Annotated in this window: 7 protein-coding genes and 1 pseudogene; 2 read left to right on the forward strand and 6 right to left on the reverse strand. The window is 71.6% G+C overall.

Annotation, left to right across the window (positions count from 1 at the left end; genetic code table 11):
• The 3 genes from ACFVWY_RS19620 to ACFVWY_RS19630 all read right to left on the reverse strand — a co-directional run.
• The coding region (locus ACFVWY_RS19620) for a DEAD/DEAH box helicase (protein ID WP_389873838.1) at nucleotides 1-1,632 on the reverse strand (1,632 nt) is incomplete at its 3' end.
• A 190-nt stretch (nucleotides 1,633-1,822) separates the two neighbouring features.
• Complete coding sequence (locus tag ACFVWY_RS19625) at nucleotides 1,823-2,026, reverse strand: cold-shock protein (RefSeq protein ID WP_352274958.1); 204 nt, start codon at nucleotides 2,024-2,026, stop codon at nucleotides 1,823-1,825.
• A gap of 217 nt (nucleotides 2,027-2,243) precedes the next feature.
• A complete protein-coding gene (locus tag ACFVWY_RS19630) occupies nucleotides 2,244-2,855 on the reverse strand; it encodes a TetR/AcrR family transcriptional regulator (protein ID WP_389873841.1) in 612 nt (203 codons plus the stop codon).
• Between the two features lie 166 nt (nucleotides 2,856-3,021).
• Between ACFVWY_RS19630 and ACFVWY_RS19635 the strand changes: the two genes are divergently transcribed.
• On the forward strand, nucleotides 3,022-3,945 hold the full coding sequence (locus ACFVWY_RS19635) for a rhomboid family intramembrane serine protease (RefSeq protein WP_389873843.1): 924 nt from the start codon (nucleotides 3,022-3,024) through the stop codon (nucleotides 3,943-3,945).
• A 103-nt stretch (nucleotides 3,946-4,048) separates the two neighbouring features.
• On the opposite strand, the gene ACFVWY_RS19640 is transcribed toward ACFVWY_RS19635, so the two are convergent.
• From ACFVWY_RS19640 to ACFVWY_RS19650, 3 genes are all read right to left on the reverse strand, one after another.
• Complete coding sequence (locus ACFVWY_RS19640; protein ID WP_389873846.1) at nucleotides 4,049-5,509, reverse strand: glutamate synthase subunit beta; 1,461 nt, start codon at nucleotides 5,507-5,509, stop codon at nucleotides 4,049-4,051.
• A complete protein-coding gene (gene gltB, locus ACFVWY_RS19645) occupies nucleotides 5,502-10,094 on the reverse strand; it encodes a glutamate synthase large subunit (protein ID WP_389873848.1) in 4,593 nt (1,530 codons plus the stop codon). Before gltB ends, ACFVWY_RS19640 begins: the two co-directional genes overlap by 8 nt.
• A gap of 479 nt (nucleotides 10,095-10,573) precedes the next feature.
• Nucleotides 10,574-11,308 (reverse strand): VIT1/CCC1 transporter family protein, encoded by a 735-nt coding sequence (locus ACFVWY_RS19650; protein WP_389873851.1) that lies wholly within the window; start codon nucleotides 11,306-11,308, stop codon nucleotides 10,574-10,576.
• 263 nt (nucleotides 11,309-11,571) lie between these two features.
• On the opposite strand from ACFVWY_RS19650, the pseudogene ACFVWY_RS19655 reads away from it, so the two are divergent.
• A pseudogene (locus ACFVWY_RS19655) lies at nucleotides 11,572-12,633 on the forward strand (ADP-ribosylglycohydrolase family protein); the annotation flags it as partial.
• Nucleotides 12,634-12,696: the final 63 nt, after the last annotated feature.

The following is a 12,696-nucleotide window of genomic DNA, read 5'->3' on the forward strand; positions in this document are numbered from 1 at the left end:
CCCCTGACCGGAGCGCCCGGCGCCCGCCGCACGCGCGCCGGCGCGGCCACGGCCGCCGCCGGAACCCGCCGCGCGACCGGCGCCGCCGGTGCCCGCCGCGCGGGAAGCGCCGCCCGTGCCCGTGCCACGGGAAGTCCCGCTCGTACCGGTGGCGCGGGAAGCCCCGTTCGCGGCCCTGGACTCGCCGCCGCCCTGTCCGCCGCCGCTGCCGCCGCGGCGGCCCCGTCCGCCGGAGGAGCGGGTGCGCTGCTTCGGCGGGGTCGGCTGCGGAACCTCGACGACCACCGCGACGCCGGACGGTTCGCGGGCGCCGGTGATCCGGGTGAGCTCCTCGTCACCGGAGCTGATCCGGGTGGTCCGCGGGGCGATGCCCGCGTCGGCCATCAGCCGGGCCATGTCCCGCTTCTCCTCGGGCAGCACCAGCGTGACGACACTGCCGGACTCCCCCGCGCGGGCGGTGCGCCCGCCCCGGTGCAGATAGTCCTTGTGGTCGGTCGGCGGGTCCACGTTCACGACCAGGTCGAGGTCGTCGACATGGATGCCGCGGGCCGCCACGTTCGTCGCCACCAACGCGGTGACCTGGCCGTTCTTGAACTGGTCCAGGGTCCGGTTGCGCTGCGGCTGCGAACGCCCGCCGTGCAGGGCCGCGGCCCGTACGCCACTGGCGAGCAGCCGCTTGGCGAAGCGGTCGGCGGCACGCTTGGTGTCCACGAACATGATCACCCGGCCGTCCCGGGCGGCGATCCTGGTGGCGACGGCCTTCTTGTCGGTCGCGTCGGCCACGTGCAGCACATGGTGCTCCATCGTGGTGACCGCACCGGCGGACGGGTCCACGGAGTGCACGACGGGGTCGGTCAGGAACATCGTGACCAGCCGGTCGATGTTCTTGTCGAGGGTCGCGGAGAACAGCATCCGCTGGCCGTCCGGCTCGACCTGCTTCAGCAGACCGACGACCTGCGGCATGAAGCCCATGTCGGCCATCTGGTCGGCCTCGTCGAGAACGGTGATCGCGACCTGGCCGAGCGTGCAGTCACCGCGCTCGATGAGGTCCTTCAGCCGGCCGGGCGTGGCGACGAGCACCTCGGCGCCCCGGCGCAGCGCGGAGGACTGCCGGGTGATCGACATGCCGCCGACGACCGTGGTCAGCCTCAGCCGCAGCGCGGAGGCGTACGGCGTCAGCGCGTCGGTGACCTGCTGGGCCAGCTCACGGGTCGGTACGAGCACGAGCGCCAGCGGCGCCGTCGGCTCGGCGCGGCGCCCGGCGGTGCGGGCCAGCAGGGCGAGACCGAAGGCGAGCGTCTTGCCGGAGCCGGTGCGGCCCCGGCCGAGGATGTCCCGGCCGGCCAGCGAGTTCGGCAGGGTGGCGCCCTGGATCGGGAACGGCTCGGTGACGCCCTGCGCGGCAAGGGTCTTCAGCAGGGCTTCGGGCATGTCCAGCTCGGCGAACGCCTCCACGGCGGGCAGGGCGGGGGTCATGGTCTCCGGCAGGGCGAACTCGCCCTGCGGCGGCGTGGCCCTGCGACGGGACGGCGCCTTGCCGGATCCCTTGGTGGTTGCCTTGGCCGGGGCCGTGCCGCGTCCCCTCGACGGGCGGGTACGGGCGGGCCGGTCCGGGCGTTCGGAGCGGGTCATACGGAATTGCCCTCCTGGGGGATTCCTGAGGAGTTCCGGGGCGTCCGGTGGATTTCCTCGGAACTGCGTGGGACTGCTGGGGCGGCACGGCCGGACGGATCCGTCCGGCCGGGGCCCTGGGACAGCACAAGCCGGGGCCCGCACCTTCGAGGTGCGGGCCCCGGCTGCGAGGTACGCGTCCGGCGGCTGATTAGGCCGGGACGATGTTCTCCGCCTGCGGGCCCTTCTGGCCCTGCGTGACGTCGAAGCTGACCTTCTGGCCCTCGACGAGCTCGCGGAAGCCCTGCGTGGCGATGTTGGAGTAGTGGGCGAAGACGTCGGCGCCGCCGCCGTCCTGCTCGATGAAGCCGTAGCCCTTTTCAGAGTTGAACCACTTCACGGTTCCCGTAGCCATGTCATTCTCCTTAACGAGATGCAGTGCCGGAATTCCGCACTTTACGAATTCCGAGTCGCCGCATTGAGCCCCATCCGGAGAAAGCCGGAAAACAATAATGCGCCTGACGAAGCATTCCCGTCAGGCGCACCAAGAGTTCATGGGTACCAAAACTGCAACACAGCAACCTTAGCACATTCCGCCGCCCCACGCCGGAGACGCGCCGCGCCCCACCGCCTCAGTTCTTCAGTGCGATGCCGTCCAGGACCATCGAGAGGTACTGGCGGGCGATCTCCTCGGGGCTGTGCAGCCCGCCCGGCCGGTACCAGGACGCCGCGACCCAGACGGTGTCGCGGACGAAGCGGTAGGTCAGCCGGATGTCGAGGTCGGCCCGGAAGCTGTGGTCGGCCACGCCGCGCTCCAGCGTGCCGAGCCATGCCGTCTCGAATCTGCGCTGGGACTCCACGAGGTACCCGAAGCGCGGCAGGGCGGCCAGGTGCCGGGCCTCCTTCTGGTAGATGGCGACGGCGGCCCGGTGCCGGTCGATCTCCCGGAAGGACTCGGTGACCAGCGCCCCGATGGCCGCCCGGGGGGCCAGTCCGGCGGCGAGCACCGCGTCGTACCCCTCCCAGAGCTCGTCGAGGAAGGTCGAGAGGATCTCGTCGACCATCGATTCCTTGGAATCGAAGTGGTAGTAGAGACTGCCCGCGAGCATCCCGGCGGCGTCCGCGATGTTGCGGACGGTGGTGGCGTTGTATCCCTGCGCGGCGAAGACCTCGGCCGCGGTGGCGAGCAGTTCGCTCCGCCGCTCGGGCGAGGGGGTCGCCTGGGGCTTCTTCTTGGTAGGCACCCGGCCATTCTCCGCCCGCCCCGGCACCCCCGGCCTTCCGGCCCTCCGTGCGGCGTTCGCTATCTTGATCGCCGCGTCCCGATCCGCCGCATTCCGGTCCGCCGCGCCCTGATCCGCCGCCGCCCCACCGGCCGCTCGTATCCGTTCCCTACCGAAGGAGCCCGCCGTGGAGGCCGCAGCCACCACCTGTTACCGCCATCCGTCGTACGAGACGTACGTGAGCTGCGTCCGCTGCGAGCGCTTCATATGCCCCGACTGCATGCGCGAGGCGGCCGTCGGGCACCACTGCGTGGAGTGCGTGAAGGAGGGGCAGCGTTCGATCCGGCGGACGCGCACGGTCTTCGGCGGCACGGTCCCCCGGTCCGCGGTGCCGTTCGTCACGTACGTCCTGATGGGGCTCAACATCCTCGCGTACCTGGGCGAGGTGATCCGGCCGGGCATCCTCGACCGGTTCGCGATGCTGGGGGCCGGGCTGGACGGGCCGGACGGGGCCCACTACCTCTACCGGGCCGGGGAGTTCCCCGGCTTCGACGTGGTCGGGGTGGCGGGCGGCGAGTGGTACCGGCTGCTGACCGGGGCCTTCCTGCACCTCCCGCCCACCGGATCGGCCCTGGGGGCGCTGCCGTTCGGGGTCCTGCACATCGTCTTCAACATGTACGCGCTGTGGAACCTCGGCCGGGTCGTCGAGGAGCAGCTGGGCCGGGCCCGCTACCTCGCGCTGTACCTGCTGGCCGCGCTGGGCGGTTCGGTGCTGGTCCATCTGATCGCGCCGTTCGACGCCACGGTGGGCGCCTCGGGTGCGATCTTCGGCCTCGGCGCGGCCTTCTACGTGATCAACCTTCGGCTGGGCCGCGACATGCGTCCGGTGAACCGGTTCATGACGGGCTTCCTGCTCTGGATGGTGATCTCGGCCGGATTCGCCTCCTGGCAGGGCCACCTGGGCGGGCTGGTGACCGGCGGCATCGTGACCCTCGCGTACGCGTACGCCCCGGCGAACCGGCGTACCGCGTTCCAGGCCGCCGCGTGCGTGGTGCTGCTGGCGGTACTGGTGCTGCTGGTGGTGCTGAAGACCTCCGCGCTGACGGGCTGAGCCCACACGCGCCGCGGCGCCTGCCGAGTTGTCCGGTCGGGGACAGGCAGGCGCCGCGTTCAGTTCCGCACGCCGTTGTGCGGGACATCTCCGTACGCCGCGATCAGACCGTCAGAGCGCGGTCGGTCGGGCGGATCGGGGCCGGCAGGGCGCTGGCTCCGGTCAGGTAGCGGTCCACCCCGCGTGCCGCGGAGCGGCCCTCGGCGATGGCCCACACGATGAGGGACTGGCCGCGTCCGGCGTCACCGGCGACGAAGACCCCGTCGACGTTGGTGGCGAAGTCCGCGTCGCGGGCGACGTTGCCGCGCTCGTCGAGCTCCAGGCCGAACTGCTGGACCAGGCCGTTGGCCTGGTCGGTTCCGGTGAAGCCCATGGCGAGCGTGACCAGCTGGGCCGGGATGCGCCGCCCGGTGCCGGGCTTCTGCTCCAGCTTACCGTCCTTGAACTCCACCTCGACCAGGTGCAGGGCCTGGACGTCGCCGTTCTCGTCGCCCTCGAAGTGGGTGGTCGAGACGGAGTACACCCGCTCGCCGCCCTCCTCGTGCGCGGAGGTGACCTTGTAGAGCATCGGGAAGGTCGGCCAGGGCTGGCCGGCGTTCCGCTCCTCGCCCGGCTTGGGCATGATCTCCAGCTGGGTGACGGAGAGGGCGCCCTGGCGGTGGGCGGTGCCGACGCAGTCGGCGCCGGTGTCGCCACCGCCGATGACGACGACGTGCTTGCCCTCGGCGGTGATCGGAGCGACCGTCAGATCGCCCTCCTGCACCTTGTTGGCGAGCGGCAGGTACTCCATCGCGAAGTGCACACCGTTCAGCTCACGGCCCGGGACGGGCAGGTCGCGCGAGACCGTGGCGCCCGCGGCGACGACCACCGCGTCGTAGCGGCGGCGGAGCCGGGCGGCGTCGATGTCCCGGCCGATCTCCGTCTCGGTGCGGAACTTGGTGCCCTCCGCGCGCATCTGCTCGATGCGGCGGTTGATGTGCGACTTCTCCATCTTGAACGCGGGGATGCCGTACCGCAGGAGACCCCCGATGCGGTCCGCGCGCTCGTAGACGGCGACGGTGTGACCGGCCCGGGTCAGCTGCTGGGCGGCGGCGAGACCGGCCGGGCCCGAGCCGATGACGGCGACGGTCTTGCCCGAGAGCCGCTCGGGCGGCTGCGGGGTGACGTCGCCGCTGTCCCACGCCCTGTCGATGATGGAGACCTCGACGTTCTTGATGGTGACGGCCGGCTGGTTGATGCCGAGGACGCACGCCGACTCGCACGGGGCCGGACAGAGCCGTCCGGTGAACTCCGGGAAGTTGTTCGTGGCGTGCAGCCGCTCGGACGCCGCCGCCCAGTCCTCGCGGTAGGCGTAGTCGTTCCACTCGGGGATGAGGTTTCCGAGCGGGCAGCCGTTGTGGCAGAACGGGATGCCGCAGTCCATGCAGCGCCCGGCCTGCTTGCTGATGACCGGGAGCAGCGAGCCGGGAACGTAGACCTCGTTCCAGTCCTTGACACGCTCGGCCACGGGGCGGGTCTCGGCGACTTCGCGTCCGGTGGTCAGGAAGCCCTTGGGGTCAGCCATGGGTCGCCGCCTCCATCATCTTCTCGGTGGTCTCCTGTTCGGAGAGACCGGCGAGCTCAGCGGCGTCCTTGGCGGCGAGCACTGCCTTGTACGTGGACGGGATGATCTTGCTGAACCGCGTCACGGCGCGCTCCCAGTCGGCGAGCAGCTTCTCGGCGACGGTGGAGCCGGTCTCCTCGTGGTGGCGGCGCACGGCGTCGTGCAGCCACTGCCGGTCGGTGGCGGAGAGCTCCTCGATCGCGCCGAGGTTGCCGGGGTTGACGTGGTCGCGGTTCAGGTCGATGACGTACGCGACGCCGCCGGACATGCCGGCCGCGAAGTTGCGTCCGGTCTCGCCGAGTACGACGGCGTGTCCGCCGGTCATGTACTCGCAGCCGTGGTCGCCCACGCCCTCGGAGACGACGGTGACACCGGAGTTGCGGACGCAGAACCGTTCGCCGGTGCGGCCGCGGAGGAAGAGTTCACCGCCGGTGGCGCCGTAGGCGATGGTGTTGCCCGCGATGGTGGAGTACTCGGCGAGGTGGTCGGCGCCGCGGTCCGGGCGGACGACGATCCGGCCGCCGGAGAGGCCCTTGCCGACGTAGTCGTTGGCGTCGCCCTCCAGGCGCAGGGTGACTCCGCTGGGCACGAAGGCGCCGAAGGACTGGCCCGCGGAACCGGTGAAGGTGATGTCGATGGTGTCCTGCGGCAGCCCGGCGCCGCCGAACTTCCTGGTCACCTCGTGGCCGAGCATGGTGCCGACGGTGCGGTTGATGTTGCGGATCGGGAGCTGGGCCCGGACCGGCTGGGCGGCCTCGGCGCTGTCCGCGTCCAGGGCGTCGGCGGCGAGCCTGATCAGCTCGTTGTCGAGGGCCCTGTCGAGGCCGTGGTCCTGCTCGGTGCGCTGGTGGCGGGCGGCGCCCTCGGGCAGTTCGGGTACGTGGAAGAGCGGGGCCAGGTCCAGGCCCTGGGTCTTCCAGTGGGTGACGGCCCGGTCGGTGTCCAGGAGTTCGGCGTGGCCGACGGCCTCCTCGATCGTCCGGAAGCCCAGCCCGGCGAGGATCTCGCGGACCTCCTGGGCGATGAACTCGAAGAAGTTGACGACGTACTCGGCCTTGCCGGAGAACCGGTCGCGCAGGACGGGGTTCTGGGTGGCGATGCCGACCGGGCAGGTGTCCAGGTGGCAGACGCGCATCATGACGCAGCCGGAGACGACGAGCGGCGCGGTCGCGAAACCGAACTCCTCGGCGCCCAGCAGCGCGGCGATGACGACGTCGCGGCCGGTCTTCAGCTGGCCGTCGGTCTGTACGACGATACGGTCGCGCAGGCCGTTGAGCAGCAGGGTCTGCTGGGTCTCGGCGAGGCCCAGCTCCCAGGGGCCGCCCGCGTGCTTCAGCGAGGTCAGCGGGGAGGCGCCGGTGCCGCCGTCGTGACCGGAGATCAGTACGACGTCGGCGTGGGCCTTGGAGACGCCGGCGGCGACGGTTCCGACGCCGACCTCGGAGACCAGCTTCACGTGGATGCGGGCGGCCGGGTTGGCGTTCTTGAGGTCGTGGATCAGCTGGGCCAGATCCTCGATGGAGTAGATGTCGTGGTGCGGCGGCGGCGAGATGAGGCCGACGCCAGGGGTGGAGTGCCGGGTCCTCGCGACCCACGGGTAGACCTTGTGGCCGGGCAGCTGGCCGCCCTCGCCGGGCTTGGCGCCCTGCGCCATCTTGATCTGGATGTCGTCGGCGTTGACCAGGTATTCGCTGGTGACACCGAAGCGGCCGGAGGCGACCTGCTTGATGGCCGAGCGGCGCGCCGGGTCGTACAGCCGGTCGGCGTCCTCGCCGCCCTCGCCGGTGTTGGACTTGCCGCCCAGCTGGTTCATGGCGATGGCGAGGGTCTCGTGCGCCTCGCGGGAGATCGAGCCGTACGACATGGCGCCGGTGGAGAAGCGCTTGACGATGTCGGCGACGGACTCGACCTCGTCGACGGGGACCGGGGCGCGGTCCGGCGTGAAGCCGAACAGGCCGCGGAGCGTCATGAGGCGCTCGGACTGCTCGTTCACCCGGTCGGTGTACTTCTTGAAGATGTCGTAGCGCTTGGTACGGGTGGCGTGCTGGAGGCGGAAGACCGTCTCCGGGTCGAAGAGGTGCGGTTCTCCCTCGCGGCGCCACTGGTACTCGCCGCCGATCTCCAGCGCGCGGTGCGAGGCGGAGATGCCGGAGGGCGGGTACGCCTTGGCGTGCCGGGCGGCGACCTCCTGGGCGACGATGCCGAGACCGGCGCCGCCGATCTTGGTCGCGGTGCCGTGGAAGTACTTCGCGACGAATCCCTCGTCCAGGCCGACGGCCTCGAAGACCTGGGCGCCGCGGTAGGAGGCGACGGTCGAGATGCCCATCTTGGACATGACCTTCAGGACGCCCTTGCCGAGCGCGTGGATCAGGTTGCGGATGGCGTCCTCGGGCTCGATGCCCTCGATGAACGTACCCGCGCGGACCAGGTCCTCGACCGACTCCATCGCGAGGTACGGGTTGACCGCGGCGGCTCCGTAGCCGATGAGCAGGGCGACGTGGTGGACCTCGCGGACGTCCCCGGCCTCGACCAGCAGGCCCACCTGGCTGCGCTGCTTGGTGCGGATGAGGTGGTGGTGGACGGCGGAGGTGAGCAGCAGCGAGGGGATCGGGGCGTGCTCGGCGTCGGAGTGCCGGTCGGAGAGGACGACCAGGCGGGCGCCGTCCTCGATGGCGGTGTCGACCTCGGCGCAGATCTGCTCGATCCGCGCGGCGAGGGCCTCGCCGCCGCCGCCGACCCGGTAGAGGCCGGAGAGCGTGGCGGCCTTCATGCCGGGCATGTCACCGTCGGCGTTGATGTGGATCAGCTTGGCCAGCTCGTCGTTGTCGATCACCGGGAACGGCAGTGTGACGGCGCGGCAGGACGCGGCGGTCGGGGCCAGCAGATTGCCCTGCGGGCCGAGCGTGGAGCGCAGCGAGGTGACGAGTTCCTCGCGGATGGCGTCCAGCGGCGGGTTGGTGACCTGCGCGAACAGCTGGGTGAAGTAGTCGAAGAGGAGGCGGGGGCGCTCGGACAGCGCGGCGATCGGCGAGTCCGTGCCCATGGAACCGAGCGGTTCACCGGCGGTGCGGGCCATCGGCGCGAGGAGGACGCGCAGCTCCTCCTCGGTGTAGCCGAAGGTCTGCTGACGGCGGGTGACGGAGGCGTGCGTGTGCACGATGTGCTCCCGCTCGGGGAGGTCCTCCAGCTCTATCTCACCGGCCTCCAGCCACTGTGCGTAGGGCTGCTCGGCGGCGAGGGACGCCTTGATCTCGTCGTCCTCGATGATGCGGCCCTCGGCCGTGTCGACGAGGAACATCTTCCCGGGCTGGAGGCGGCCCTTGCGGACGACCTTCGCGGGGTCGATGTCCAGGACACCGACCTCGGAGGAGAGGACCACGAGCCCGTCGTCGGTGACCCAGTAGCGGCCGGGGCGCAGTCCGTTGCGGTCCAGGACCGCGCCGACCTGGGTGCCGTCGGTGAAGGTGACGCAGGCCGGGCCGTCCCAGGGCTCCATCATCGCGGAGTGGTACTGGTAGAAGGCGCGCCGGGCCGGGTCCATGGCGTTCTTCGCCTCGGGGCTCTCCCACGCCTCGGGCACCATCATCAGCACCGAGTGGGGCAGCGACCGGCCGCCGAGGTGGAGCAGCTCCAGCACCTCGTCGAAGGAGGCGGAGTCGGAGGCGTCGGGGGTGCAGACGGGGAAGATCCGGTCGAGCCCCGCCGTGTCGCCGGGTCCGTCGCCGGCGGGGCCGAACAGGTCGGAGACGAGCTGGGACTCGCGGGCCTTCATCCAGTTGCGGTTGCCCTTGACCGTGTTGATCTCGCCGTTGTGCGCGACGAAACGGTACGGGTGGGCGAGCGGCCAGCTCGGGAAGGTGTTGGTGGAGAACCGGGAGTGGACCAGGGCGACCGCGGTGGCCAGGCGGGGGTCGGAGAGGTCCGGGAAGAACGGCTCCAGCTGCCCGGTGGTGAGCATGCCCTTGTAGACGATCGTGCGGGCGGAGAGCGAGGGGAAGTACACCCCGGCCTCCCGCTCGGCGCGCTTGCGCAGGACGAATGCCTTGCGGTCCAGGGCGAGGCCGGTGCTCGTACCGTCGGCGACGAAGAGCTGGCGGAACTCGGGCATGGTGGCGCGGGCGCCCTTGCCGAGGAGACCGGGGGTGACCGGGACCTGGCGCCAGCCGAGGACCTTGAGGCCCTCCTCGGCGGCGATCTTCTCCAGCGCGCGGACGGCCCCGGTGGAGTCGTCGGCGGGCAGGAAGGCGATTCCGGCGGCGTAGGCACCGGCCTCGGGGAGGTCGAAGGCGGTCTCGGCGCGCAGGAAGGCGTCCGGGACCTGGAGGAGGACACCGGCGCCGTCGCCGGAGTCGGGCTCTGATCCGGTGGCGCCGCGGTGTTCGAGGTTGCGCAGCACGGTCAGCGCCTGCTCGACCAGCTCATGGCTGGCCACACCGGTCAAAGTGGCCACGAACCCGACGCCGCAGGCGTCGTGCTCGTTACGGGGGTCGTACATCCCCTGCTGGGCGGGGCGACCGTCCATGGGCGACCAGGCGTCGATACGCATCGGCTCTCCCGTCGTCGTCGTGGCATGTGCTGTGCCGAGGGACGACGTTGGCCCTCTGCGAAAGTTGATGCAGGTTACATGATGGGGCGCTTCTCAAAAAGCGGATAGTTCGTTCCAATATGCGGACACCGGAGGAACCGGTGAGGGGGTTGCCGCACAAGGAGGATCGGCGCCCTGGGGGCCGCAGAGAGCAGGCGTCGTTGCCCGCGGTGTCTACAGCTCTTGCCCGGTGGCGAGGAAAACGAAACCGCCGAGTAATGACTACTTATGCGTAGTCCTGCATGGCGACTCACTTTACGCGGGCGGAAGCCGTCCGCCCAGGGGTGACCGTCACGACGTACGTCACACGGGTGGCGTACACACAACGGGGCAGACGGGAGACAGTCCGGACATACGGCGGGCGGGCGCATCCGCCCGAATGCGCCCGCCCGTCCCGTCCAGCGGAGCCGCCCGGCCCGCCCGTCCCCGCCTCCGCGGCCTCAGCCTCCGACGGCCACGCCGAACAGCGTGCCCAGGCCGTAGGTGACGGCCGCGGCGGCGCCGCCCAGCAGCAGCTGACGCAGCCCGCTGTACACCCAGCCGCGGGCGGTCACCCTGGCCACCACCGCACCGCAGGTGAACAGCCCCGTCAACGCGAGCAGCACCGCGGGCCACAGCACGCTCGCACCGAGCAGATACGGCAGTACGGGCAGCAGCGCCCCCAGCGCGAACGCGCCGAACGACGACACCGCGGCCACCAGCGGCGAGGGCAGGTCGCCCGGGTCGATGCCCAGCTCCTCGCGGGCGTGTATCTCCAGGGCCTGCTCCGGGTCGCGCGACAGCTGCCGCGCGACCTCGCGGGCCAGCTCCGGCTCGACACCGCGGGACACGTACAGCGCGGCGAGCTCCCGCTCCTCGTCCACCGGGTGCTTGCGCAACTCCCGTCGCTCGATGTCGAGTTCGGCCTCGACCAGCTCACGCTGGGAGGCCACGGAGGTGTACTCGCCGGCCGCCATGGAGAACGCCCCGGCGGCCAGGCCCGCCAGCCCCGTGATCACGATGGTCTGCTGGGAGACCGCGCCGCCCGCGACGCCGGTCATCAGCGCGAGGTTGGAGACCAGACCGTCCATGGCCCCGAACACGGCCGGACGCAGCCAGCCGCCGTTGACGTCACGGTGGGTGTGGTTGTCGCGGTGCGCCTCGTGCAGTACGGCGTCGGTCTCGATGATGGCCACGGATCTCCCCTTCTCCGGAAGCGGGTTTCACTCGCCCCACCCCTGCTCAACACATCGAAAGTACGCACGAAAAACGGCTTCCGCCAGCAAGGCAGGCCGTACTTACCACCGCTCTGACCAGGTAAGTACGGCCTGCCTTGCCTCTCCTGACAGATCATCCGACTGGCTCTTTTCTCGCGGCCACCGGCCTCTGCCGGGGCTCCGCGTGGCACAGATGCGAGGAAGCCGGGGAACTGGCTCGGCGCGAGCGAAGGGTCGACGCGATGGAGTTGATCACAGGGGGTCCGGCGGAGCCGCGCGCGGGCCGCACACCCCGGACGGGCCCCGGCGACCGGGCGCGCGGCGCCCTGCTCGGCCTCGCGGTCGGGGACGCGCTGGGTGCGCCCGCGGAGAACATGCGCCCCTCGGAGATCCGTCGCCGCTGGGGCCGGATCGAGGGCTTCGTCAGCGATGACCCCGCCGGTACGGACGACACGGAGTACACGATCTTCTCCGGGCTGCTGCTCGCCCGGCACGGTTCCGCGCTGACCGTCACCCATGTGGAGCGGGCCTGGCACCGGTGGATCGCCGACCTGGACGAAGGACAGTTCCGCGGCGCCGGGTTCAGCGAGCGGGGCACGCTGGAGAACCTGCGCCGGGGGCTGGCAGCCCCCATCTCCGCCCAGCACCGGCACGCCTGGAGCGACGGGCTGGCGATGCGGGCGGCGCCGTTCGGGGTGTTCGCGGCGGGCCGCCCGGACGAGGCGGCGCGGCTGGTCGCGGTGGACGGACGGGTCAGCCATGACGGGGAGGGCATCTACGGCGGCCAGGCGGTAGCGGCCGGGGTCGCCGCGGCGATGGTGGGCGCCGGGGTCGCCTCGGTGATCGCCGCCGCCCTGTCGGTCGTGCCGATGGACTCCTGGACGGCGCGGTCGCTGCGGCGCGCGGTCGCGGCGGCACAGCGCTCCTACCCCGACCGGCTCACCATGGAGCGCGCGGTGCGTTCCGCGGTGGTGATCGGCGGATACCCGTGGACGGACCTGGCGCCCGAGGCGGTGGGCCTCGCCTTCGGCGCGTTCGCGGCGGCGCGCGGCGACTTCCCGGGGGCGGTGCTGACCGCGGTCAACATGGGCCGGGACGCGGACACCACGGCGGCGGTGGCGGGGGCCCTGGCCGGGGCCCTGCACGGGATGTCGGCGATCCCGCCGTCCTGGGGCGAGGTGATCGGCCCGGTCCGGGGCAGCTGTCTGCCGACCATGCGGGGTCATCATGTCCTGGACATCGCGGAGTTGCTCACCCCGGGCGGGGCCCGCGACGGCGGGGCGAGCGCGTACGCCGCGCCCCGGGTACGCGCCGCGCCCGGCGCGGCGGACGACGGCCCCTTCGGCGGGACCGGCCCAGGCACCGGC

The organism is Streptomyces sp. NPDC058195, assembly GCF_042883525.1.
Lineage (GTDB): Bacteria > Actinomycetota > Actinomycetes > Streptomycetales > Streptomycetaceae > Streptomyces.

What these genes read in the sequence shown, in the direction of transcription:
- ACFVWY_RS19625 (WP_352274958.1), bottom strand. Translation starts at nt 2,026, where the DNA reads ATGGCTACGGGAACCGTGAAGTGGTTCAACTCTGAAAAGGGCTACGGC.
- ACFVWY_RS19640 (WP_389873846.1), bottom strand. Translation starts at nt 5,509, where the DNA reads ATGGCTGACCCCAAGGGCTTCCTGACCACCGGACGCGAAGTCGCCGAG.
- gltB (WP_389873848.1), bottom strand. Translation starts at nt 10,094, where the DNA reads ATGCGTATCGACGCCTGGTCGCCCATGGACGGTCGCCCCGCCCAGCAG.